Genomic DNA, 23,613 nt, shown 5'->3' with positions numbered 1-23,613 from the left:
AAGGCCATCACCTGGTTATGCGTCATCCTGATTGCCTTCTGCTTCAGTGATAATTTGATAAAGCTCTTCATCACTTTGGGCTGAGCGCAGTCGACGGCAGATGGTTTTATCCGCCAGACGTTTAGCAACCAGCGAAAGCGTATGCAGATGGGTCTTGGTCTGGTCGGCAGGTACCAGCAGCGCGAAGAGGAGATCGACGGGCTGGTTATCGATGGCATCAAAGGCAATTGGCGTTTCCAGCTGCACAAACACACCGACGGCACGCAGGGTGTCCTCTTCCAGCTTGCCGTGCGGGATCGCGATGCCGTTGCCGATACCGGTACTGCCCATCTTTTCACGGGTCAGAATTGCTTCGAACACCACCTGCGGCGGCAGGCCCAGCTGTTTTGCGGCCAGTTCACTGATGATCTCCAGCGCACGTTTTTTGCTCTGGCAGTGAACGGCACTGCGGGTACATTCCTGGTTAAGGACATTGCTCAGTTGAAGAGCGGAATCGTTGTTCATCATAATTTCACCTAAGCGCTAACTGTACAAATGGCCTGTTGTGTTTCACAACAGGCCGTCCTGCACCCGTTAACTGCCCGGACAATTAGTGTTGTTTCAGTTTATCTTTATGTTTATTGAGCTGTCGCGCAAGCTTATCAATCAAGCCGTCGATAGCCGCGTACATGTCTTGCCCTTCCGCACTGGCATGGAGTTCACCCCCGTTTACATGCAGGGTTGCATCCGAGATATGAGTCACTTTCTCCACTTTCAACACAACGTAGACCTGGTTGATCCTTTCGAAATACTGCTCGAGTTTCGCGAACTTAGCGTTCACGAAGTCACGTAAGGCCTCAGTAATCTCGACGTTGTGTCCTGTGATATTGAGCTGCATAGTGTCTTCCTTATCGGTTGTGTCAGACCAGTTGTTTACGCTGGTTAGACGGCGGAATGGATAAAGACTCTCGATACTTCGCAACAGTACGACGTGCCACCATAATACCCTGATCGGACAGTATGGTGGTTAACTTACTGTCACTTAGTGGCTTCGCGGGGTTCTCCGCGGCGATTAACTTCTTCACCAGGGCACGAATCGCCGTTGAGGAGGCTTCGCCGCCACCCTCGGTATTCACGTGGCTGGAGAAGAAATACTTAAGCTCAAAAATACCGCGCGGACTGTGCAGATACTTCTGCGTCGTGACGCGGGAAATCGTGGATTCATGCATTTCGACGGCCTGGGCGATATCCGCCAGCACCATCGGTTTCATATACTCTTCACCCTGCTCAAAGAACGCCTGCTGCTGTTCGACGATGCAGCGGCTCACGCGGAGCAGGGTATCATTTCGGCTCTCCAGACTCTTGATCAACCATCGCGCTTCCTGAAGATTGCTACGAATATATTGATTGTCGGAATCGTTGCGCACGCTGGTGCACATGGAGGCATACTGCTGGTTGATTTGCAGGCGAGGGATGCTGTCAGAGTTCAGTTCAACGATCCAGCGGTCATTGTGTTTTCTGACCAGCACGTCCGGGATCACGTACTCGGGTTCGCTGGTCTGGATCGACTGACCGGGGCGCGGATCGAGTGACTGGATCAGATTCACTGCCTCTTTCAGCACCTCTTCTTTCAAACGCGTAACGCGCATCAGAGAGCGGAAATCGTGGTTGGCGAGAAGATCCAGATGATCGCTGATGATTAAGCGCGCCTCCTCAAGCCATGGCGTCTCTTTGCTGAACTGAGAAAGCTGGATCAGCAGGCAGTCGCGCAGATCTTTCGCGGCCACGCCGACTGGATCAAAACGCTGGATACGCTTAAGAACGGCTTCAATCTCTTCAAGCTCAATCTCTTCGTCGCCCATGCTTTCCAGAATGTCGTCCAGCGTGACGGTCAAATAGCCGGTGTCGTCAACGGCGTCGACAATCGACGTGGCGATCGCGCGGTCGGTATCGGAGAAGGGGGTAAGCTCTACCTGCCACATCAGGTAATCCTGCAGCGACTGGGTGGTTTCGCCCTGATAGACCGGTAGCTCATCGTCCTGGTAGTCTGCACGCGTACCGGAAGGGGTGCCAGCGGTATAGATTTCATCCCAGCTGGCATCCAGCGGTAGCTCGTCCGGCATCTCTTTTTGTTCGAGAGCATCTGCGGTGTCGAGCGCTTCTGTATCCTGTGACTGCTGAGTATCTACCTCATCATGAAGATCGGCTTGCTCCAGCAGGGGATTGCTGTCCAGCGCCTGCTGGAGCTCCTGCTGGAGTTCTAAGGTGGACAGTTGCAGCAGACGAATGGCCTGCTGTAGCTGCGGCGTCATCGCCAGTTGTTGGCTGAGCCTTAATTGCAAACCTTGCTTCATGTTCAGAGCATTTTTCTCCGGTTCGGCGTTACGTTACCTCTACCCTATCAGAGTCTGAAGTCTTCCCCAAGATAGACGCGCTTAACATGATCGTCTTCGAGGATCTGCTGCGGCGTACCGTGGGCGATCAGATTGCCCTGGCTCACAATATACGCGCGTTCACATACGGCCAGCGTTTCACGCACGTTGTGGTCGGTGATTAACACGCCAAGCCCGCTGTCACGCAGATGCTCAATAATACGTTTAATATCGATAACGGAGATCGGGTCGACGCCCGCAAACGGTTCATCCAGAAGGATAAATTTCGGGTTTGCGGCCAGCGCGCGCGCAATCTCAACACGACGGCGTTCACCCCCGGACAATGCCTGACCGAGGCTGTCGCGCAGATGCTCAATGTGGAACTCTTCCAGCAGCTCGTTGGCGCGATCCTGACGCTGTTCGCTGGTCAGGTCGTCGCGAATTTGCAGGACCGCCATCAGGTTATCAAAAACGCTCAGACGACGGAAAATAGAGGCTTCCTGCGGCAGATAGCCGATGCCACGACGCGCGCGCGCGTGCAGCGGCAGCAGGCTAATGTCTTCATCGTCGATGACAATGTTGCCGGCATCGCGCGGCACAATGCCTACGACCATGTAGAAGGTGGTGGTTTTACCCGCACCGTTCGGGCCAAGCAGGCCAACAATTTCGCCGGAGTTGACGGTCAGACTGACATCTTCTACGACACGGCGGCCCTTATAGGCCTTCGCGAGATTTTTTGCAGTTAATGTTGCCATAACGGATTAGTTACTCTTCTTCTGTGCCGGGGCCTGGCCCTTGCCTTTGTCCTGCAGCTGCGACGGAACCAGTACGGTGGTTACGCGTTTGCCTTTCTCGCTGGAGGCCTGCATTTTCTGCTCTTTCACCAGATAGGTAATCTGGTCACCGGTGATATTGCTGTCCAGCTGTTCCAGATACGCTTTCCCGGTCAGGATGACCAGGTCCTTCGCCAGCTCATAGTGCATATGCGAGGCGCGGCCTTTCACTGGCTTGCCATTGTCCTGCATCTGGTAGAAGGTTGCCGGATTGCCATAACCATCAATGATCTCTTTGCCCTGCTCGCCGCCCGGACGGGTCACGACCACTTTATCGGCGTTGATTTTGATGGTGCCCTGCGTCACGACAACGTTACCCGTGAAGGTGACGACGTTACCCTGCATGTCGAGAGACTGGGTGTCGGACTCGATATGGATCGGCTGGTCGGTATCGCCCGTTACAGCAAGCGCGGGGAGACTGGCCGCCAGCATCGCGCTGGCGATAATTACTTTAAGGCTGAGTTTGTTTGTTTTGAATTTCATAGGAGGTTCTAACCTTTTCAATCAGCTCGGCGTTCTTGCTGCGTAAGTTCCCGCGCATTCTTAAACCGCTGGAATTAAATGTTGTGCCATACAGTGTGACCAGATCCTGCGAGGTCACGTCCTGGGTTACCAGGTTAATCTGGGCATTATCCGTCGTAATTTTCCGCAGTTGCGAGTCAGCGGTCAGGGCGTTGACTTCAACGTGGCCATACAGATAAAGCATACGGTCATTTGTGAGTTTTGCCCGATCTGACTTAATCGACCACGTCGGGACTTTGTCTTTATCGAACGTGGTCATCACAGGTTGGGTAAACCACGACACGCCATCATCAGAAAAATATTCCACGTGCTGAGCGATCAGGCGATAGTTAAGCGCACCTTCCGGGCTGTAGACCACGGTGTCGCTGTGATCGCTTTTATAGGTTGGATCGTTATTATTGACCACTTCCGTTTGCGTATCGTCGCGATCGGCAAGATTCATGCCAATCAATACCAGTGCGACAAGCGAAAGCAGAATGATAACCCAACGTCTGGTTTTACTCATATTGATTGCCCTTTGGCCTCATCAAGCTTGCCCTGCGCCAGCAGAAGCAGATCGCAGACTTCACGTACAGCACCCCGGCCACCGTTGATGTGGGTAACGTAGTCTGCGCGTGGGATCAGCAGCGGGTGCGCATCGGCAACCGCGATGCTGAGACCCACTTCTGCCATCACCGGCCAGTCGATCAGATCGTCCCCAACGTAGGCCACGTTTTCCGGGGCGATAGCCAGTTTACCCAGTAAATCGTTGAACGCCGCCATCTTATCGGATTGACCCTGATACAGGTGGGTAATGCCTAAGGTTTCACAGCGGTCTTCTACCAGTTTAGCTTTCCGTCCGGTGATGATAGCAACCTCAATACCCGAGGTGAGCGCACAGCGGATACCGTAGCCGTCGCGAACGTTAAACGCTTTCAGCTCTTCGCCATTATTGCCCATGTAAATCAGGCCATCGGAAAGTACCCCATCCACATCCAGAATCAACAGACGAATTGTTTCCGCCTTAGCCATCATCTGGGTACTGACCGGACCATAACAGGTTGCAAGGGATGCACCCGCATTACTCATTGTCTTATCCTTCATTACACTACGCCTGCGCGCAGCAGATCATGCATATGTACCACACCCAGCAACTGGTCGCCATCGGCAACCATAACGGAGGTGATATGGCGGGACTGCATCAGGTTCAGCACATCCACGGCTAACGTGCCCGGACGCACGCGGATACCGCCCGGCGTCATCACATCGGCAATGCCGAGCGTGCGGACATCTACACCCATGTCGAACACGCGACGCAGGTCGCCATCGGTGAAGATCCCCTGAATTTTCATCAGATCGTCGCACACGACTGTCATACCCAGATTCTTGCGGGTGATTTCCAGCAGCGCATCACGCAGAGAGGCTTCTTTACTGACGTGAGGGATCTCATCCCCGGTGTGCATAATATCGTTTACCCGCAGCAGCAGCTTGCGCCCCAGCGCGCCGCCCGGGTGGGAGAGCGCAAAATCTTCCGGCGTAAAACCGCGGGCTTCGAGCAGCGCGACGGCAAGCGCATCACCCATGACCAGCGCGGCGGTGGTGCTGGAGGTAGGGGCCAGACCCAGCGGACAGGCTTCTTTCGGTACTTTAACGCACAGGTGAATATCGGCCGCACGCGCCATGCTGCTTTCCGGACGGCTGGTCATGCAAATCAGCGGTACCTGCAGCCGCTTCAGTACTGGGATCAGCGCCAGGATCTCATTGGACTCACCAGAATTTGACAGGGCGATGACGACATCCTGCGGCGTGACCATACCCAGATCGCCGTGCGCGGCTTCCCCCGGATGAACAAAGAAGGAAGAGGTTCCGGTGCTGGCAAACGTTGCCGCCATTTTGCGCCCAATGTGGCCGGACTTGCCCATTCCCATCACCACGACTTTACCGGCACAGTAGAATATCTTCTCACATGCCAGACTAAAATCCTGATTAATGTACTGATCTAACTGCGCCAGACCTTCACGTTCAATCTCCAGAACCTCTTTGCCTGCTTTCTGAAAGTCAAAACCCGGCTGCAATTCTATTTGCGACATAATGCGTTTCCGTTTACCCAGAGAGAAGAGGCGAGAGCCAGTACAGCATCGCCATCCATACGATAAATCCACCCGTCAGCAGCGCGCCTGCGCCTTTGCCGATCTGGCGTTGCCGCCGCCAGCAGAGCAGGGCAAATATCACGCTGACCAGCAACATCACCCCGTAATCGCGCGAGAACGCCAGGGGATTGAAAGGTCCTGGCGTTATCAGAGCTGGGAGGCCCATTACAATGGCGATATTAAATATGTTGGACCCGATGATATTGCCAATGGCGATGTCATCTTCCCCTTTACGTGCCCCGGCAATCGCGGTGGCCAGCTCCGGCAGGCTGGTGCCGATAGCAATCACTGTCAGGCCAATGGTCAGTTCACTGATGGCGAAATAGTTTGCCAGCACCGTCGCGTTATCCACAACCATGCGCGTGGCCATCGGCATAATGATCAGCGCAACGCCAAGCCAAAGCAGAGCGACAGGCAGCGTGCCTTCGTGCGGAAGTTCGGCGACCTGCTCACGCGTCAGGCTATCCTGACCCTGCTTTTCGGCCAGGCGGGCGATTTTAACACTATACAGCAGCCAGATGACGGCCAGCGCCAGCAGGAAAATGCCGTCGCTGTAGCTCAGTACGCCATCATAAAATACGCAGCCTGCCAGCAGGCTTACGATTAACATTAGCGGCAATTCACGGCGCAGAACATCAGAATGCACGCGAAATGGATGGAGCAGTGCCGCCAGACCTAAAATCAGTAAGATATTGACGATGTTAGAGCCAATCGCAGTGCCTATCGCCAGGTCTAACTGACCATGCAGCGACGCCGAGACAGAGACGATGATTTCAGGAAGTGAGGTGCCAACGCTAACAACGGTCATCCCAATGACAACAGGGGGGACGCCCGTCAGGCGACACAGGATAGATGCAGCAAACACTAAACGGTCAGCACTGTAGACCACCAGAAGTAAACCAATTATTAACAGTGCTGTTGCTAAAAGCATCAAAAGTCCTTTCTTCAGGTATACTTGTCGGTCCATCGCGCGGGAATGGCTGGACTGCATACGGTCTGAGGCGTAACGAATTCCTAATTTTGACTTTATGCGCCGGAAAAGTAAAACAAATGCCAGCTTTCGCTAACCTCGACGGCTAATATTCTGTAAAAATGCTGTGTTTAGGGCTGATTCAGGCGGCACGCCTTAACGTGAGCAGGGTAAGAAAGGAACCTTAAATGAGCCAAACGATGGCGAATTTAGTCGATGTCCGTGGTGTGAGTTTTTCTCGTGCCAACAGATTGATATTTGATGATATTTCGTTGACCGTACCGCGTGGCAAGATCACTGCCATCATGGGGCCGTCCGGGATCGGTAAAACGACCCTGTTGCGCCTTATTGGTGGGCAGATCCCACCGGATAGCGGTGAGATCCTCTTCGATGGCGAAAACGTCCCGGAGATGTCGCGCTCGCGCCTGTATACTGTCCGCAAACGCATGAGTATGCTCTTTCAGTCGGGCGCGTTATTCACCGACATGAATGTCTTTGATAACGTGGCCTATCCGCTGCGCGAGCATACCAGCCTGCCGCCTGAGCTGCTGAAAAGCACGGTGATGATGAAGCTGGAAGCTGTTGGCCTGCGGGGGGCCGCGAAGCTGATGCCTTCGGAGCTGTCCGGCGGGATGGCGCGCCGCGCTGCGCTGGCGCGAGCCATTGCATTAGAACCCGATTTAATCATGTTCGACGAACCGTTTGTTGGACAGGATCCTATCACGATGGGCGTACTGGTGAAGCTCATCTCTGAGCTGAACAGCGCGCTCGGCGTCACCTGCATTGTGGTGTCTCACGATGTACCGGAAGTGTTGAGCATTGCCGATTACGCCTATATCGTGGCGGACAAAAAGATCGTCGCACACGGTAGCGCCCAGGCGCTGCAGGAAAATTGCGATCCGCGCGTGCGGCAGTTCCTTGACGGTATTGCTGACGGACCCGTGCCGTTCCGCTACCCGGCGGGCGACTATCGTGACGATTTACTGGGAATAGGGAGTTAAGCCACTCATGCTGTTAAATGCGTTGGCCGCTCTCGGACACCGTGGCATAAAAACCATCAGGACGTTCGGGCGTGCCGGATTGATGTTATTCAACGCGCTGGTCGGCAAGCCGGAATTCCGCAAGCACGCACCGCTGCTGGTGCGGCAGCTTTATAATGTCGGCGTGCTGTCGATGCTCATCATCATTGTCTCCGGTCTGTTTATCGGTATGGTGCTTGGGCTGCAGGGCTACCTCGTCCTGACAACCTACAGTGCAGAAACCAGCCTCGGGATGCTGGTGGCGCTTTCGCTGCTGCGCGAACTGGGTCCGGTTGTAGCGGCGCTGCTGTTTGCCGGGCGTGCAGGATCAGCATTAACGGCTGAAATTGGCCTGATGCGTGCGACCGAGCAGCTTTCCAGTATGGAGATGATGGCGGTCGATCCGCTGCGTCGTGTGATCTCGCCGCGTTTCTGGGCGGGTGTGATCTCATTACCGTTACTGACTATTTTGTTTGTTGCTGTGGGGATCTGGGGCGGTTCGCTGGTTGGCGTCCACTGGAAAGGTATTGATGCCGGTTTCTTCTGGTCCGCCATGCAGGACGCCATTGACCTGCGAATGGATCTGGTTAACTGTCTGATTAAAAGCGTGGTATTTGCCATTACGGTCACCTGGATCGCATTGTTCAACGGTTACGATGCCATCCCGACGTCGGCGGGCATTAGCCGTGCAACTACACGTACAGTCGTACATTCGTCGCTGGCCGTACTGGGTCTGGATTTTGTGCTCACCGCACTGATGTTTGGGAATTGAGTTCATGCAAACGAGAAAAAATGAAATTTGGGTTGGCGTGTTCCTGCTGCTGGCGTTGCTGGCCGCACTGTTCATCTGCCTGAGAGCGGCGGATATCACGTCTGTGCGCACCGAGCCGACGTATCGCGTCTATGCCACCTTCGATAACATCGGTGGGCTGAAGGCGCGCTCACCGGTCCGTATCGGCGGCGTGGTGATTGGGCGCGTGTCAGACATTACGCTTGATGAGAAAACCTATCTGCCGCGCGTCGCGATGGATATCGAAGAGCGCTACAACCATATTCCGGACACCAGCTCCCTTTCTATCCGTACTTCCGGCCTGCTGGGCGAACAGTATCTGGCCCTTAACGTCGGTTTTGAAGACCCCGAGCTTGGAACGACTATCCTTAAAGACGGTAGCGTAATTCAGGATACGAAGTCCGCGATGGTGCTGGAGGACATGATTGGTCAGTTCCTTTACAACAGTAAAGGGGATGATAAAAAGTCTGACGATGCCCCTGCGCAAAGTGAAGACCATACCAATGCTGCGCCGACCCCTGGTGCTGCGAATTAATTTCAGGAGAAGTCATTCATGTTTAAACGACTGTTAATGGTTGCCATGCTGGTCATTGCCCCTCTCACTGCGGCACACGCTGCGGATCAGAGCAACCCGTACAAACTGATGGACGAAGCGGCGAAGAAGACCTTCGATCGTCTTAAAAACGAACAGCCAAAAATTCGCGCGAATCCTGATTATCTGCGTGACGTCGTAGACCAGGAGCTGCTGCCGTATGTGCAGATCAAATACGCGGGTGCGCTGGTGCTGGGGCGTTATTACAAAGACGCGACGCCTGCGCAGCGCGAAGCTTACTTTGCCGCGTTCCGTGAATACCTGAAACAGGCTTACGGCCAGGCTCTGGCGATGTACCACGGTCAGACTTATCAGATTGCCCCAGAGCAGCCGCTGGGCGACGCCACCATTATTCCTATCCGCGTAACCATCAACGATCCTAATGGTCGTCCACCGGTTCGTCTGGACTTCCAGTGGCGTAAAAACAGCCAGACAGGCAACTGGCAGGCGTATGACATGATCGCTGAAGGGGTGAGCATGATCACCACCAAACAGAACGAGTGGAGCGACCTGCTGCGTACCAAAGGTATTGACGGCCTGACCGCACAGCTGCAGTCCATTTCTCGTCAGAAAATCACTCTGGACGAGAAGAAGTAATGTCGCAGCAACTCCGCTGGTCGCGTGAAGATGAGACGTTAAGGCTATCCGGTGAGCTGGATCAGGATCTGCTGAACCCGCTGTGGGATAAACGCCATGAGGCGATGCAGGGCGTAACGCTCATCGACTTAACCGACGTTACGCGGGTGGATACGGCAGGTGTTGCGATGCTCGCCCATCTGGTTGCCGTGGGGAAAAAGCAGGGAACAAGCGTCATGCTTCATGGCGCGAGCGATAATGTCATGACCCTTGCGCAACTCTACAATCTGCCTCAGGACGTACTGCCTCGTTAATATTTTCAGTGCGTTACTTCCGAAAGCCCTGACAGTTTCATCGTCGGGGCTTTTTGCTTGTTTAAGACGACGCCACTTTGCTCTAAGATGTTGGGCTTGTTTTCTCTATCAGATGATTAAGAGCCCATGGAAAATCATGAAATCCAGACAGTGCTGATGAATGCACTCTCCCTTCAGGAAGCCCACGTCACTGGCGATGGCAGTCACTTCCAGGTTATTGCTGTGGGTGAGATGTTCGACGGTATGAGCCGTGTGAAGAAGCAGCAGGCTGTGTACGCGCCGCTGATGGAATATATTGCGGATAACCGCATCCACGCCCTGTCGATTAAAGCGTTCACCCCGCAAGAGTGGGCACGCGATCGCAAACTAAACGGTTTTTGAGCTGAGGGCGACAGGCCCGCAGCACGGTTGAATTTATAAGAGAGCACACAATGGATAAATTTCGTGTACAGGGGCCAACGCGTCTCCAGGGCGAAGTCACAATTTCTGGCGCGAAAAACGCCGCGCTGCCAATTCTCTTTGCTGCGCTGCTCGCGGAAGAGCCGGTAGAAATTCAGAACGTACCGAAGCTGAAAGATATCGACACCACCATGAAGTTGCTCACCCAGTTGGGCACGAAAGTCGAGCGTAACGGTTCCGTCTGGATCGACGCCAGCAATGTCAATAACTTCTCAGCGCCTTACGAACTGGTGAAAACCATGCGTGCTTCCATCTGGGCGCTTGGCCCGCTGGTGGCGCGTTTCGGTCAGGGTCAGGTTTCGCTGCCGGGCGGTTGCGCCATCGGCGCGCGTCCGGTTGACCTGCATATCTTTGGCCTGGAGAAGCTGGGCGCAGAGATCAAACTGGAAGAAGGTTACGTTAAGGCTTCCGTCAATGGTCGTCTGAAAGGCGCGCACATTGTCATGGACAAAGTGAGCGTGGGCGCTACCGTCACCATCATGTCTGCGGCGACGCTGGCAGAAGGTACGACCATCATTGAAAACGCCGCGCGTGAACCGGAGATCGTAGACACTGCCAACTTCCTCGTTGCGCTGGGTGCGAAGATTTCCGGCCAGGGCACTGACCGTATCACCATCGAAGGCGTTGAGCGTCTGGGTGGCGGCGTGTATCGCGTGCTGCCGGACCGTATCGAAACCGGGACCTTCCTGGTCGCTGCGGCGATCTCTGGCGGTAAGATTGTTTGTCGCAACGCGCAGCCAGATACCCTGGATGCGGTGCTGGCGAAACTGCGCGATGCGGGTGCGGATATCGAGATCGGTGAAGACTGGATCAGCCTGGATATGCATGGCCAGCGTCCAAAAGCCGTTAATGTGCGTACTGCACCGCACCCGGCCTTCCCGACGGACATGCAGGCCCAGTTCACCCTGTTAAACCTGGTTGCAGAAGGCACGGGCTTCATCACGGAAACCATCTTCGAAAACCGCTTTATGCACGTACCTGAACTGATCCGTATGGGTGCGCATGCTGAAATCGAAAGCAACACGGTTATTTGTCACGGCGTTGAAAAACTGTCCGGTGCGCAGGTTATGGCGACCGATTTGCGTGCGTCTGCAAGCCTGGTGCTGGCGGGTTGTATTGCGGAAGGCACTACGGTGGTGGATCGTATTTATCACATCGATCGTGGCTATGAGCGTATCGAAGACAAACTGCGCGCGCTGGGTGCTAATATCGAGCGTGTGAAGGGCGAGTAATCGTTCCGGCAGCCCCCTGCCAGAAATGACCGGGGGGTTGCTATTCCTGTCAAAAAACCGTTATCCCTGCGGTTCTGTTTTTACTTTTCTCTGGCGCATCATGCGCGTTCTGTCGATAAATTCATGAGTAACAGGATCGTGATAACGTGAAGGCCAGATTACCCACGGGTGCGTTTCCAGCGCCGTCGCGATAATTAATTCTCCTTTTGGCCAGGGGCGGGTCAGGGCGTTTGCAAGGGTGGAAGAACTCAGTCCATGGCGGCGGGACTCTGCTGCAAGCGAAGTGCCTCTTTTGCGCAGTGCCGCAATGATATCTGCCGTATGCCAGTCGATAAATTTCGTATCCATAACGCTGTCCTTAAGTTCGGATTCACCTACGCCGTTTCTTCTGAAACGACTGGCTTACTATACCCATTTCGACTGCTTGTTCTAAAAAGTTCGCGTTACTTGAAGGGATATTCAGAATAAGCCATGGCTTTATTCATGCGGGATTTAACCCGATGCATTTACAGGAATACGGAGTTTATTGGTGTGTATTTGAACCTCCCCGCGATGGGTACGGGGAGGAGCGACAGGATTAACGATCGCGCTGGACGGCAATGTGGGCAAGACCAATCAGCGCATCGCGCCATGGGCTGTCTGGAATAACCTGAAGTGCAGCGATGGCCTTATCAGCCTCTTCTTCGGCACGCTGACGGGTCCATTCCAGTGAACCGCAGATTGCCATGGTTTCCAGTACAGGTTCCAGAAGATGGCGACCATTTCCCTGTTCGATCGCTTCACGGATCATTTTCGCCTGATCGGGTGAACCGTTGCGCATGGCGTGAAGCAGCGGCAGGGTCGGTTTGCCTTCGTTCAGGTCATCGCCCACATTTTTGCCGAGCGTTTCGCCGTCCGCACTGTAGTCCAGCAAATCATCAATCAGCTGGAAGGCAGTACCCAGATAACGGCCATAGTCCTGCAACCCTTTTTCCTGTGCTGCGGAACAGCCAGCCAGAATGCCGGAGCACTGGGCGGCTGCTTCAAACAGGCGCGCTGTTTTGCTGTAGATGACGCGCATGTAGTTTTCTTCGGTGATATCCGGATCATTGACGTTCATCAGCTGCAGCACTTCGCCTTCAGCGATAACGTTCACGGCTTCGGACATCACTTCCAGCACTTTCAGAGAGCCCAGGCTGGTCATCATCTGGAAGGCGCGGGTATAGATAAAATCCCCGACCAGAACGCTGGCTGCATTCCCGAAGGCGGCATTTGCCGTGGCTTTGCCGCGACGCATATCGGATTCATCCACAACATCGTCATGCAGAAGCGTCGCGGTGTGAATAAATTCGATCAGCGCGGCGATCGTGACGTGGGCATTTCCCTGATAGCCAACGGCTCTGGCAGCCAGAATCGCAATCATAGGGCGAATGCGTTTACCGCCACCGCTGACAATGTAATAGCCCAACTGATTGATCAGCTGAACGTCAGAGTTGAGTTGCTCCAGGATTGCTGCATTTACACCCGCCATATCTTGCGCGGTTAACTCGTTGATTTTTTCTAAATTCATCGCAAAAGCCGGGCTTTTTATCCTGTTGATCCCATCTTCAATGGGGTAACGAAGGGTTTCGGTTTATCAATAGTAGTGCTGATTGTACTGAAAAAACGGCTCAGATAAACGTTACCGTACGTGTTGTGTTTTTTTTCTTCATGTATTGACGGTAGCACTTGTCAAAGGCTCGCGTTTTGCGTAATATTCGCGCCCTATTGTGAATATTTATAGCGCACCCTGATTCATACGAGCGAGGACGTGCGCGGAAGCGGAGTTTATATGTACGCGGTTTTCCAAAGTGGTGGTAAACAACACCGAGTAAGCGAAGGTCAGACCGTTCGCCTGGAAAAGCTGGACATCGCAACTGGCGAATCTGTTGAGTTCGCAGAAGTTCTGATGATCGCAAACGGTGAAGAAGTCAAAATCGGCGTTCCTTTCGTTGATGGCGGCGTTATCAAAGCTGAAGTTGTTGCTCACGGTCGTGGCGAGAAAGTTAAAATCGTTAAGTTTCGTCGTCGTAAACACTACCGTAAGCAGCAGGGCCACCGTCAGTGGTTCACTGATGTGAAAATTACTGGCATCAGCGCCTAAGACCTGAGGAGAGATTTAAATGGCACATAAAAAGGCTGGCGGCTCCACACGTAACGGTCGCGATTCAGAAGCTAAACGCCTTGGCGTTAAGCGTTTCGGTGGCGAATCCGTTCTGGCGGGTAGCATCATCGTTCGTCAACGTGGTACCAAATTCCACGCTGGCAACAACGTAGGTTGCGGTCGTGACCACACTCTGTTTGCTAAAGCAGACGGTAAAGTGAAATTTGAAGTTAAAGGCCCGAACAACCGTAAATACATCAGCATCGTTGCTGAGTAAGGTTTTCTCGGTCCGGTAACGGATTAAAGCCCCGCAACGTGTTGCGGGGCTTTTTACATTGGAAACCCGGAAAATTTTCTGTAGGGAAAACGGGCATGAAGCAGCAGGCCGGCATTGGTATTCTTTTGGCGCTTACGACCGCAATGTGCTGGGGCGCGCTGCCAATTGCAATGAAGCAGGTACTGGAAGTGATGGAACCGCCTACGGTGGTCTTTTATCGCTTTCTGATGGCAAGTATAGGTCTCGGGGCCATTCTCGCGATCAAAGGCAAGCTTCCACCGCTGCGACTCTTCCGCAAACCTCGCTGGCTGGTGTTACTGGCCATTGCGACGGGCGGTTTGTTCGGCAACTTCATCCTGTTCAGCTCATCCCTGCAGTATTTAAGCCCTACGGCGTCTCAGGTGATTGGTCAGCTTTCGCCTGTGGGTATGATGGTCGCCAGCGTGTTCATCCTTAAGGAGAAGATGCGCGGCACGCAGATTATCGGGGCGAGCATGTTGCTGTGTGGTCTGGTGATGTTCTTTAACACCAGCCTGATCGAGATTTTTACCCGACTGACGGATTACACCTGGGGTGTGATCTTCGGCGTGGGAGCAGCAACGGTCTGGGTGAGTTATGGCGTCGCGCAAAAGGTGTTATTGCGGCGTCTGGCCTCACAGCAGATCCTTTTTTTGCTGTACACTTTGTGTACAGTGGCATTACTGCCGTTAGCGAAGCCAGGGGTAATTACCCAACTGAGCGACTGGCAGCTGGCGTGCCTCATTTTTTGTGGGCTTAACACGCTGGTCGGTTATGGCGCGCTGGCCGAAGCAATGGCGCGCTGGCAGGCAGCACAAGTAAGCGCATTGATCACGCTTACCCCGCTGTTTACGCTGTTATTTTCAGATTTGTTATCAATGGCCTGGCCCGATGTCTTCGTCAGACCGATGCTCAACCTGTTGGGCTATCTCGGTGCGTTTGTCGTGGTTGCGGGCGCGATGTATTCCGCCATTGGTCATCGTCTTTGGGGACGTTGGCGCAAAAATGAAGCGGTTGTAGTAGTCCCCCGCTCAGGCGAATGAGTTACGGAGAGTAAAATGAAGTTTGTTGATGAAGCGACGATCCTGGTCGTTGCAGGTGATGGCGGTAACGGTTGTGTAAGCTTCCGCCGTGAAAAATATATTCCTCGTGGCGGTCCTGACGGCGGTGACGGTGGAGACGGTGGTGACGTGTGGCTGGAGGCGGATGAAAACCTCAACACGCTGATTGACTATCGCTTCGAAAAATCTTTCCGCGCCGAGCGTGGACAGAACGGCCAGAGCCGTGACTGTACCGGCAAACGCGGTAAAGATGTAACCATTAAGGTTCCGGTCGGTACGCGCGTAATTGACCAGGGCACCGGTGAAACCATGGGTGACATGACCAAACACGGTCAGCGTCTCATGGTCGCAAAAGGCGGCTGGCACGGTCTGGGCAACAGCCGTTTCAAATCTTCCGTTAACCGTACCCCTCGTCAGAAAACGATGGGCACACCGGGCGATAAGCGCGATCTGCAGCTGGAGCTGATGCTGCTGGCAGACGTGGGCATGCTGGGTATGCCAAACGCCGGTAAATCGACCTTTATTCGCGCGGTCTCTGCGGCGAAACCAAAAGTGGCGGACTATCCGTTTACCACGCTGGTACCAAGCCTGGGCGTTGTCCGGATGGATAACGAAAAGAGCTTCGTCGTGGCTGATATTCCGGGCCTGATTGAAGGCGCTGCGGAAGGCGCGGGTCTGGGTATTCGCTTCCTGAAGCACCTTGAGCGTTGCCGCGTCCTGCTGCACCTCATTGATATCGATCCAATCGACGGTTCCGATCCGGTTGAGAACGCCCGAATCATCATCGGCGAGCTGGAAAAATACAGCGAGAAGCTGGCGAATAAACCGCGCTGGCTGGTCTTCAACAAGATCGACCTGATGGACAAAGCGGAAGCCGAAGCGAAAGCCAAAGCGATTGCGGAAGCAATGGGCTGGGAAGATAAATACTACCTGATCTCCGCGGCAAGCCAGGTTGGCGTAAAAGATCTCTGCTGGGATGTGATGACCTTCATCATCGAGAACCCGGTCGTTCAGGCTGAAGAAGCGAAACAGCCAGAAAAAGTCGAATTCATGTGGGATGACTACCACCGCCAGCAGCTCGAAGAGCTGGAAGCGGAAGAGGAAGACGACTGGGACGATGACTGGGATGAGGACGACGAAGAAGGCGTCGAGTTCATCTACAAGCACTAAAATCTGTCCTGAGCCCCCATTATGGGGGCTTTTTTTATTCCAGCGTTGATGGCAACCAGCAGCTGGCGATTAAGCCGCCTTCAGCACCATTCTCCAGCGTCAGCTTGCCGTGGTGCAACTGCACGATGCGCTGTACGATACTCAGACCCAGACCGCTGCCGCCGTAGCGCTGATCGAGTCGACGGAACGGCTCCGTGATTGACTGTCGGTGCGCTTCATCAATGCCGGGTCCCTGATCGATAACGCTGACCTGTGTTCCCCCTGCGACCTCTGCCAGCGTCACGGTGATCGTTGTACCTGACGGGCTGTACCGTCCGGCGTTCTCAAGCAGGTTGCGCAGCATCAGCCTCAGAAGTACCGCGTCACCCTGCACCGTCAGCGCGCTCCTGGCCGGCCATATCACCGTATGTTCTTTAGCTTCATGCTCAAGGCCGAGTGGGGTGATGATAGTGTCTGTCCAGTTAATAGTGTCATAGTGTCCACTCGCCATCGCCTGTCCGGCACGGGCCAGCATCAGCAGCTGTTCGACGGTGTGCATCAGCTGGTCGATACGGCTGATGAGCGTCGTGGCCTGCGGAGAGCCTGACTGGGCCATGAGCTCCAGATGGAGCCTGATCCCGGCAAGCGGTGTTCGCAGTTCGTGGGCCGCATCTGCCGTGAAGAGACGCTCCTGCTGAATGGTATTATCCAGCCTGGCGAGCAGCTGGTTGAGAGAGGTGGTTACGGCGCCTATTTCTTCCATGTCGGAGTACATAGGCAGCGGGGTTAAGTTATCCGCCGAACGGTTTGCCAGGCTGACGCGCAGCTTATTCAGCGGTCGGGTTATCCAGGTAACTGCCCAGAATGAGAAAAACAACGTAAAGCCGACCATCACCAGAGAAGGGACCAGCAGCGAGGCAATCGCTTCGCGGATCTCTTTTTCGACGTGGTTATTACGTGATTTAGCCGACAGCGTTTCATTCACCAGAAAGCCAATCTGTTCACGGCTTTCGTGCCACAACCAAATAACGCTTATCAGCTGGAAAAATAACAGAATGACCGCCAGCAAAACCATTAATCGCCGACGCATGCTGTTCATTTCTGGCTCTCCAGGCGGTAGCCAACGCCGCGGACGGTTTTAATCCGATCTTTGCCGAGCTTACGGCGCAGGTTGTGAATGTGGACTTCCAGGGTATTGGATCCCGGATCGTCCTGCCAGGAGTAGATATCCTGCTGGAGGGTTTCTCTGTGTACCGTTTGTCCGCTTCGCATGATCAGGCGCGTCAGCAAGGCGAACTCTTTTGGCGTAACTTCGACAGGCTGAGACTGGCGCAATACCTGCTGGGTTTGCAGATTCAGGGTAATATCCCCGTCGGTCAATAAGTTATCGCTGTGACCAAGATAGCGGCGTATTAACGCCCGCACCCGGGCCTGAAGCTCCGCAAGCGCAAAGGGCTTCACCAGATAATCATCTGCGCCGGCATCAAGGCCGGTAATACGATCTTCAATGGCGTCGCGTGCCGTCAGGATCAACACCGGATTGGCAATACCGCGGCGACGCCACTGGCTGAGCAGCGTGGCGCCGTCTTTATCCGGCAAGCCCAGGTCAAGGATCACCAGGCTGTATTCGCCGCTCTGGATCAGGGCATCTGCTTCTGCCGCGGTTCCGGCACAGTCCAGGGCATATCCTTCGTTGGCGAGCCCGAGTGCGAGCCCTTCCTGCAATAACAGATCGTCTTCAACTATGAGTAGTTTCATCGCTAGTTATTCTGGTAGATGTCTTTATAAAGCCTGCTTTCGAAGCGAACCAGTGGTATGCGGCGGTTGCGCTGGTCGGTCGGTTCGACGGCATAGCCGGAAAGATACTGTACGAATGCCATGCGCTGTCCGCTGGCGGTCGTGATGAAGCCTGCCAGGTTGTAAACGCCCTGCAGTGAACCTGTCTTAGCGGATACTTTGCCATCGACACCCGCCGCGTGAAGCCCGGCGCGATACTGCAGCGAACCGTCATGCCCGGCAAGCGGCAGCATAGAAATAAAGTTTAGCTCAGTGTCATGTTGTGCAATGTACTGAAGCACCTGCATCATGGTGGCCGGGGCTATCAGGTTATGACGCGATAATCCCGAGCCATCGACGGCGATAGTGTTACCCAGATCGATTCCCGCCTGCTGACGCAGGATCTGACGAACAGCGTCTGAGCCCGCACGCCAGGTTCCCGGCACGCCGAAACGCGCGTGACCAATCATGCGGAACACGGTGTCGGCAATCATGTTATCCGACTTTTTCAGCATAATTCGCAGCAAATCGTGCAGCGGTGGTGACTGTTTACTGGCAATGACCGTACCGGGCTGGTTGACCTGCGTCTGACGAAGCAGCGTGCCGGAGTAGGTTATTCCCGCCTGTTTCAGTTCATCCTTGAGAATCGCACCGGCATACCCCGCACCGTCCTGGATGGCAAAGGCCAGCGGTAGCGGATCGGCGCGCTGCGTCAGGCAGCCGGTGAGGGTGTAGCGATTAAGATCGCCCGGCACCACGTCCAGCTCGCAATACTGCGCGTCCGGAGACCCTTTCGCCAGCGTACGCACCTGACTAAACATGGTGACCGGATAGTAGGACGCCACGCGGATAAACGCTAAGTCATCCGGTTTTGGCGCGCTGTAGAGCGACACGGAGAAGCAGTTACGGTCAACAATCGCAGCTGCTGGCGGCGCGCTAAAGCACTGCGTCATGTCGTTCCATGGCCAGCCAGGGGCTTTATCATGGCTGGCAAAAATGGAGGTATCGATCAGTACGTTGCCATCGATTTTTGTCACGCCGGATTTTTTCAGTACTGCCACCATGTTGCGGATATCCTGGCGCTTAAAGGTGGGATCGCCGCCGAAACGGGCAATAAGATCGCCTTTCAGTTCGCCATTCGCAACGTTACCTTTGGTTTCAAGCGTGGTGGTAAAACGGAAGTCAGGCCCGAGCTGGAGCAGGGCGGCGAGGGCAGTGATCACCTTCTGGGTACTGGCAGGCAGCGCCATCTGTTGACTGTGATAGTCAATGTCGGGAGCCTGTGCGCCAACCTTCTGCACCATCAGGGCAAGGTTCGCGCCTGCGGGGAGCTGATTAATGTACTCATCAACATTCGCGGCCTGGGCGGTGAACGTTATACTGGTAGTCAATCCGATGATAAAACTGGAAAATCGCATAATCTCGCGCTAACAACCCGAAAACAAACCGTCATACTACGGTGCATAGCACTGCAAAGTAAACGATGACCCATAGTGAACTTCGCGGTAAAATGCGTATCAAATTGAAAAATTGCTGCTGACCTGGGGCATTGCTCCCGGGTCGGTTTTCTTTTTGCTTCTTGCCCGCTTTAGGGGGCAGGAGCAGGGAACACTGCTCCCAACAGGAATGTTTAAGAGGTATAACAAATGCAAGCTATTCCGATGACCTTACGTGGTGCCGAAAAACTGCGCGAAGAACTGGATTTCCTGAAATCCGTGCGTCGCCCTGAAATCATCGCCGCTATCGCGGAAGCCCGTGAGCATGGCGACCTGAAAGAGAATGCTGAATACCACGCTGCGCGTGAACAGCAGGGGTTCTGTGAGGGACGCATTAAAGATATCGAAGCGAAACTGTCTAACGCGCAGGTTATCGATATCACCAAAATGCCTAACAATGGCCGCGTGATTTTTGGTTCTACCGTCAGCGTTCTGAACCTGGACAACGACGAAGAGCAGACCTATCGCATCGTGGGTGATGATGAAGCAGACTTCAAACAGAACCTGATTTCAGTGAACTCACCCATTGCTCGCGGCCTGATTGGCAAAGAGCAGGACGATGTTGTCACCATCCGCACCCCTGGCGGTGAAGTGGAATACGAAATTATTAAGGTTGAATACCTGTAATTCGCTTCTCTACTAAGATGTTGATACATTGTAAAGAAAAGAAAAAGGCCGCATAGCGGCCTTTTATCAACTCAAGGAGCATGGCATTTTGCTCAGCCTGCTGAAAGAAATCCCTCGTTTCACACAGAAAATGTGATTGATTCAGGATATCCTTAGCGTGGCAGCGAGATTTTACGCTCTTTAGATGGGCGATAGAGCACCAGCGTTTTACCGATGACCTGTACATTACAGGCGCCGGTTTCGCGCACGATGGCTTCCACGATCAGGTTTTTAGTGTCTCTGTCTTCAGAGGCGATTTTCACCTTGATCAGCTCGTGGTGTTCCAGCGCTTGTTCAATCTCGGCAAGCACCCCTTCGGTCAAACCATTGTTGCCAAGCATTACTACCGGCTTGAGCGGATGTGCCAGACCTTTAAGGTGCTGTTTTTGTTTAGTACTCAGATTCATCGTATATTTTTGCTTACGTTGGGATTGAAAACGGTTCATTCTACCGCCATCTCCCTTATATCGCCAAATAGCTGCGTAGAAATTTACGTCACAGGCAAGCAACGATGAACCAGGACGGAAATGTTAAATGACAGGTAAAAAGCGTTCTGCCAGCTCCAGCCGCTGGCTTCAGGAACACTTTAGCGATAAATATGTTCAACAGGCACAGAAAAAGGGGTTGCGTTCCCGTGCCTGGTTTAAACTTGATGAAATACAGCAAAGTGACAAACTTTTTAAGCCGGGGATGACGGTTGTCGACCTCGGCGCGGCACCTGGCGGATGGTCCCAGTATGCGGTAACGCAGATCGGCGGAACGGGCCGAATCATCGCGTGCGATCTTTTACCAATGGATCCCATCGTCGGTGTCGACTTCCTTCAGGGCGACTTTCGTGATGAATTAGTGCTGAAAGCGTTACTTGATCGTGTTGGTGACAGTAAGGTCCAGGTTGTCATGTCGGATATGGCACCAAATATGTGCGGAACACCGGCGGTGGATATCCCCCGCGCCATGTATCTGGTGGAGCTAGCGTTAGAAATGTGTCGTGATGTACTAGCGCCTGGTGGTAGTTTTGTTGTGAAGGTGTTTCAGGGCGAAGGTTTCGAGGAGTATCTTAAGGAAATTCGCTCCCTGTTTGCGAAGGTCAAAGTTCGTAAGCCGGACTCTTCCCGGGCCCGTTCCCGAGAAGTGTATATTGTAGCGACCGGGCGAAAATGATAACCGGTAGATTTCAGGCGAAAGTTTGAATGAAACTGGATATAGAGTATCCTGACGCTGTTTTTAACACAGTTGTAATATGAGGTTAATCCCTTGAGTGACATGGCGAAAAACCTAATACTCTGGCTGGTCATTGCCGTTGTGCTGATGTCAGTATTCCAGAGCTTTGGGCCCAGCGAGTCGAATGGCCGCAAGGTGGATTATTCTACCTTCCTGCAAGAGGTCAATCAGGACCAGGTTCGCGAAGCGCGTATCAACGGACGTGAGATCAACGTTACCAAGAAAGATAGTAACCGTTACACGACTTACATCCCGGTGAACGATCCTAAGCTGCTTGATAACCTTCTGACCAAAAACGTCAAAGTGGTAGGCGAGCCGCCAGAAGAACCAAGCCTGTTGGCTTCTATCTTCATTTCCTGGTTCCCGATGCTGCTTCTTATCGGCGTCTGGATCTTCTTTATGCGCCAGATGCAGGGCGGCGGTGGCAAAGGCGCCATGTCGTTCGGTAAGAGCAAGGCGCGTATGCTGACGGAAGACCAGATCAAGACCACGTTTGCTGACGTCGCCGGTTGTGACGAAGCAAAAGAAGAAGTGGGTGAACTGGTTGAATACCTGCGCGAGCCGAGCCGTTTCCAGAAACTGGGCGGTAAGATCCCGAAAGGCGTCCTGATGGTCGGCCCTCCGGGTACCGGTAAAACCCTGCTGGCGAAAGCCATTGCAGGTGAAGCGAAGGTGCCGTTCTTTACTATTTCAGGTTCTGACTTCGTTGAAATGTTCGTGGGTGTCGGTGCATCTCGTGTGCGTGACATGTTCGAGCAGGCCAAGAAGGCAGCACCGTGCATCATCTTTATCGATGAAATCGACGCCGTGGGCCGCCAGCGTGGCGCAGGCCTGGGCGGTGGTCACGATGAACGTGAGCAGACGCTGAACCAGATGCTGGTTGAGATGGACGGCTTCGAAGGTAACGAAGGTATCATCGTTATCGCGGCAACTAACCGTCCGGACGTACTTGACCCTGCGCTGCTGCGTCCAGGCCGTTTCGACCGTCAGGTTGTGGTCGGTCTGCCGGATGTTCGCGGTCGTGAACAGATTTTGAAAGTGCACATGCGTCGCGTACCGCTGGCGCCAGATATCGACGCGGCAATCATCGCGCGCGGTACCCCGGGCTTCTCCGGTGCGGACCTGGCTAACCTGGTCAACGAAGCTGCGCTGTTCGCTGCTCGCGGCAACAAGCGCGTCGTGTCCATGGTGGAGTTCGAGAAAGCGAAAGACAAAATCATGATGGGTGCGGAACGTCGCTCCATGGTGATGACGGAAGCGCAGAAAGAGTCCACCGCATACCACGAAGCGGGCCATGCGATTATTGGTCGCCTGGTGCCGGAACACGATCCGGTGCACAAAGTGACGATTATTCCGCGCGGTCGTGCGCTGGGTGTGACCTTCTTCCTGCCTGAAGGCGACGCGATCAGCGCCAGCCGTCAGAAGCTGGAAAGCCAGATTTCAACCCTGTACGGCGGTCGTCTGGCGGAAGAGATCATCTACGGTCCAGAACATGTTTCTACCGGCGCGTCTAACGACATTAAAGTGGCGACAAACCTGGCGCGTAACATGGTGACTCAGTGGGGCTTCTCCGACAAACTCGGTCCGCTGCTGTATGCAGAGGAAGAGGGTGAAGTATTCCTGGGCCGTTCCGTGGCGAAAGCAAAACATATGTCCGATGAGACGGCACGTATCATCGACCAGGAAGTGAAAGCGCTGATTGAACGTAACTACGGTCGCGCACGTCAGATCCTGAATGACAATATGGACATCCTGCATTCGATGAAAGATGCGCTCATGAAATATGAGACCATCGATGCACCGCAGATTGACGATCTGATGGCTCGCCGCGAAGTGCGTCCGCCAGCAGGCTGGGAAGACCCAGGCGCTTCCAACAATTCTGACAACAATGGCACCCCGCGTGCGCCGCGTCCGGTTGATGAACCGCGTACGCCAAACCCGGGCAATACCATGTCAGAGCAGTTGGGCGACAAGTAAGTCACTGCTGTTGAAGCGTTTGTTTGTACCTCAAACCCTGGAGCTTGCTCCAGGGTTTTTCAT

Annotated in this window: 29 protein-coding genes; 14 read left to right on the top strand and 15 right to left on the bottom strand. The window is 54.0% G+C overall.

Annotated features, from left to right (window positions below; all coding sequences use genetic code 11):
* Nucleotides 1–15: 15 nt before the first annotated feature.
* The 9 genes from ptsN to D5066_RS15855 all read right to left on the bottom strand — a co-directional run bounded on the left by ptsN (nt 16) and on the right by D5066_RS15855 (nt 6,766).
* Entirely contained in the window at nt 16–507 is a 492-nt protein-coding gene (gene ptsN, locus D5066_RS15895; protein ID WP_008501443.1) for a PTS IIA-like nitrogen regulatory protein PtsN, read from the bottom strand.
* Nucleotides 508–589: 82 nt separating this feature from the next.
* Nucleotides 590–877, bottom strand: coding sequence for a ribosome hibernation promoting factor (gene hpf, locus D5066_RS15890; protein WP_014171818.1), 288 nt, complete (start codon nt 875–877; stop codon nt 590–592).
* 22 nt (nt 878–899) lie between these two features.
* Nucleotides 900–2,333: an RNA polymerase factor sigma-54 gene (gene rpoN, locus D5066_RS15885; RefSeq protein ID WP_119916486.1), complete on the bottom strand. Its 1,434-nt coding sequence runs from the start codon at nt 2,331–2,333 to the stop codon at nt 900–902.
* A gap of 47 nt (nt 2,334–2,380) precedes the next feature.
* Nucleotides 2,381–3,106 (bottom strand): LPS export ABC transporter ATP-binding protein, encoded by a 726-nt coding sequence (gene lptB / locus D5066_RS15880; RefSeq protein ID WP_080328329.1) that lies wholly within the window; start codon nt 3,104–3,106, stop codon nt 2,381–2,383.
* Between the two features lie 6 nt (nt 3,107–3,112).
* Nucleotides 3,113–3,667: a lipopolysaccharide ABC transporter substrate-binding protein LptA gene (lptA, locus tag D5066_RS15875; RefSeq protein ID WP_119916485.1), complete on the bottom strand. Its 555-nt coding sequence runs from the start codon at nt 3,665–3,667 to the stop codon at nt 3,113–3,115.
* Nucleotides 3,636–4,211, bottom strand: a complete 576-nt coding sequence (gene lptC, locus D5066_RS15870; RefSeq protein ID WP_080328327.1) for an LPS export ABC transporter periplasmic protein LptC — start codon at nt 4,209–4,211, stop codon at nt 3,636–3,638. Before lptC ends, lptA begins: the two co-directional genes overlap by 32 nt.
* Nucleotides 4,208–4,774 (bottom strand): 3-deoxy-manno-octulosonate-8-phosphatase KdsC, encoded by a 567-nt coding sequence (gene kdsC / locus D5066_RS15865; protein ID WP_080328326.1) that lies wholly within the window; start codon nt 4,772–4,774, stop codon nt 4,208–4,210. Before kdsC ends, lptC begins: the two co-directional genes overlap by 4 nt.
* A gap of 14 nt (nt 4,775–4,788) precedes the next feature.
* Nucleotides 4,789–5,775, bottom strand: a complete 987-nt coding sequence (gene kdsD, locus D5066_RS15860) for an arabinose-5-phosphate isomerase KdsD (RefSeq protein ID WP_028014567.1) — start codon at nt 5,773–5,775, stop codon at nt 4,789–4,791.
* Between the two features lie 13 nt (nt 5,776–5,788).
* Entirely contained in the window at nt 5,789–6,766 is a 978-nt protein-coding gene (locus tag D5066_RS15855; RefSeq protein WP_119916484.1) for a calcium/sodium antiporter, read from the bottom strand.
* 227 nt (nt 6,767–6,993) lie between these two features.
* Between D5066_RS15855 and mlaF the strand changes: the two genes are divergently transcribed.
* From mlaF to murA, 7 genes are all read left to right on the top strand, one after another.
* Nucleotides 6,994–7,806: a phospholipid ABC transporter ATP-binding protein MlaF gene (mlaF, locus tag D5066_RS15850; protein WP_080328324.1), complete on the top strand. Its 813-nt coding sequence runs from the start codon at nt 6,994–6,996 to the stop codon at nt 7,804–7,806.
* A gap of 7 nt (nt 7,807–7,813) precedes the next feature.
* Complete coding sequence (gene mlaE / locus D5066_RS15845) at nt 7,814–8,596, top strand: lipid asymmetry maintenance ABC transporter permease subunit MlaE (RefSeq protein WP_010436044.1); 783 nt, start codon at nt 7,814–7,816, stop codon at nt 8,594–8,596.
* A 4-nt stretch (nt 8,597–8,600) separates the two neighbouring features.
* Nucleotides 8,601–9,149 (top strand): outer membrane lipid asymmetry maintenance protein MlaD, encoded by a 549-nt coding sequence (gene mlaD, locus D5066_RS15840; RefSeq protein WP_080328323.1) that lies wholly within the window; start codon nt 8,601–8,603, stop codon nt 9,147–9,149.
* A gap of 18 nt (nt 9,150–9,167) precedes the next feature.
* The gene (gene mlaC, locus D5066_RS15835) at nt 9,168–9,803 is read left to right on the top strand and encodes a phospholipid-binding protein MlaC (protein ID WP_080328322.1); all 636 of its coding nucleotides are present in this window, start codon (nt 9,168–9,170) and stop codon (nt 9,801–9,803) included.
* Nucleotides 9,803–10,096, top strand: coding sequence for a lipid asymmetry maintenance protein MlaB (mlaB, locus tag D5066_RS15830; protein WP_119916483.1), 294 nt, complete (start codon nt 9,803–9,805; stop codon nt 10,094–10,096). The genes mlaC and mlaB overlap by 1 nt, the downstream gene beginning before the upstream one ends.
* A 126-nt stretch (nt 10,097–10,222) precedes the next feature.
* Entirely contained in the window at nt 10,223–10,477 is a 255-nt protein-coding gene (gene ibaG / locus D5066_RS15825) for a BolA family iron metabolism protein IbaG (protein WP_008501458.1), read from the top strand.
* Nucleotides 10,478–10,527: 50 nt separating this feature from the next.
* Complete coding sequence (gene murA / locus D5066_RS15820) at nt 10,528–11,787, top strand: UDP-N-acetylglucosamine 1-carboxyvinyltransferase (protein ID WP_080328320.1); 1,260 nt, start codon at nt 10,528–10,530, stop codon at nt 11,785–11,787.
* A 60-nt stretch (nt 11,788–11,847) separates the two neighbouring features.
* Here the strand turns inward: murA and sfsB are convergent, their stop codons facing one another.
* The gene (sfsB, locus tag D5066_RS15815; RefSeq protein ID WP_080328319.1) at nt 11,848–12,135 is read right to left on the bottom strand and encodes a DNA-binding transcriptional regulator SfsB; all 288 of its coding nucleotides are present in this window, start codon (nt 12,133–12,135) and stop codon (nt 11,848–11,850) included.
* Nucleotides 12,136–12,364: 229 nt separating this feature from the next.
* On the bottom strand, nt 12,365–13,336 hold the full coding sequence (gene ispB / locus D5066_RS15810; RefSeq protein ID WP_080328318.1) for an octaprenyl diphosphate synthase: 972 nt from the start codon (nt 13,334–13,336) through the stop codon (nt 12,365–12,367).
* Nucleotides 13,337–13,597: 261 nt separating this feature from the next.
* Here ispB and rplU point away from each other — a divergent pair, with 261 nt between their 5' ends.
* From rplU to cgtA, 4 genes are all read left to right on the top strand, one after another.
* Nucleotides 13,598–13,909 (top strand): 50S ribosomal protein L21, encoded by a 312-nt coding sequence (gene rplU / locus D5066_RS15805; RefSeq protein ID WP_003025032.1) that lies wholly within the window; start codon nt 13,598–13,600, stop codon nt 13,907–13,909.
* 19 nt (nt 13,910–13,928) lie between these two features.
* The gene (gene rpmA / locus D5066_RS15800; protein WP_004385076.1) at nt 13,929–14,186 is read left to right on the top strand and encodes a 50S ribosomal protein L27; all 258 of its coding nucleotides are present in this window, start codon (nt 13,929–13,931) and stop codon (nt 14,184–14,186) included.
* A 95-nt stretch (nt 14,187–14,281) separates the two neighbouring features.
* Entirely contained in the window at nt 14,282–15,247 is a 966-nt protein-coding gene (locus tag D5066_RS15795) for a DMT family transporter (protein WP_119916482.1), read from the top strand.
* A gap of 15 nt (nt 15,248–15,262) precedes the next feature.
* A complete protein-coding gene (gene cgtA, locus D5066_RS15790) occupies nt 15,263–16,435 on the top strand; it encodes an Obg family GTPase CgtA (RefSeq protein ID WP_080328317.1) in 1,173 nt (390 codons plus the stop codon).
* A 34-nt stretch (nt 16,436–16,469) separates the two neighbouring features.
* On the opposite strand, the gene pmrB is transcribed toward cgtA, so the two are convergent.
* From pmrB to dacB, 3 genes are read right to left on the bottom strand one after another with little or no spacing between them, the layout of a single operon-like run.
* Nucleotides 16,470–17,513 carry a two-component system sensor histidine kinase PmrB gene (gene pmrB / locus D5066_RS15785; protein ID WP_080328316.1) on the bottom strand — a complete coding sequence of 348 codons (1,044 nt, stop codon included), beginning with the start codon at nt 17,511–17,513 and terminating at the stop codon, nt 16,470–16,472.
* Nucleotides 17,510–18,172 carry a two-component system response regulator PmrA gene (pmrA, locus tag D5066_RS15780; protein WP_080328315.1) on the bottom strand — a complete coding sequence of 221 codons (663 nt, stop codon included), beginning with the start codon at nt 18,170–18,172 and terminating at the stop codon, nt 17,510–17,512. Before pmrA ends, pmrB begins: the two co-directional genes overlap by 4 nt.
* Nucleotides 18,173–18,174: 2 nt before the next feature.
* On the bottom strand, nt 18,175–19,608 hold the full coding sequence (gene dacB, locus D5066_RS15775; protein WP_119916481.1) for a serine-type D-Ala-D-Ala carboxypeptidase: 1,434 nt from the start codon (nt 19,606–19,608) through the stop codon (nt 18,175–18,177).
* A gap of 228 nt (nt 19,609–19,836) precedes the next feature.
* Here dacB and greA point away from each other — a divergent pair, with 228 nt between their 5' ends.
* Nucleotides 19,837–20,313: a transcription elongation factor GreA gene (greA, locus tag D5066_RS15770; protein WP_006812122.1), complete on the top strand. Its 477-nt coding sequence runs from the start codon at nt 19,837–19,839 to the stop codon at nt 20,311–20,313.
* Between the two features lie 152 nt (nt 20,314–20,465).
* Here greA and yhbY read toward each other — a convergent pair whose 3' ends face one another.
* Nucleotides 20,466–20,759 (bottom strand): ribosome assembly RNA-binding protein YhbY, encoded by a 294-nt coding sequence (gene yhbY / locus D5066_RS15760; RefSeq protein WP_003861814.1) that lies wholly within the window; start codon nt 20,757–20,759, stop codon nt 20,466–20,468.
* Between the two features lie 127 nt (nt 20,760–20,886).
* Here yhbY and rlmE point away from each other — a divergent pair, with 127 nt between their 5' ends.
* Together rlmE and ftsH are read left to right on the top strand one after the other, a co-directional pair.
* Nucleotides 20,887–21,513: a 23S rRNA (uridine(2552)-2'-O)-methyltransferase RlmE gene (gene rlmE / locus D5066_RS15755; RefSeq protein WP_003861812.1), complete on the top strand. Its 627-nt coding sequence runs from the start codon at nt 20,887–20,889 to the stop codon at nt 21,511–21,513.
* 102 nt (nt 21,514–21,615) lie between these two features.
* Entirely contained in the window at nt 21,616–23,550 is a 1,935-nt protein-coding gene (gene ftsH / locus D5066_RS15750; RefSeq protein WP_013098921.1) for an ATP-dependent zinc metalloprotease FtsH, read from the top strand.
* Nucleotides 23,551–23,613: the final 63 nt, after the last annotated feature.

The organism is Enterobacter chuandaensis, from assembly GCF_003594915.1.
GTDB lineage: Bacteria > Pseudomonadota > Gammaproteobacteria > Enterobacterales > Enterobacteriaceae > Enterobacter > Enterobacter chuandaensis.
Note: the sequence above shows the minus strand (reverse complement) of the source record. Positions and strands in the feature narration are given on the sequence as shown.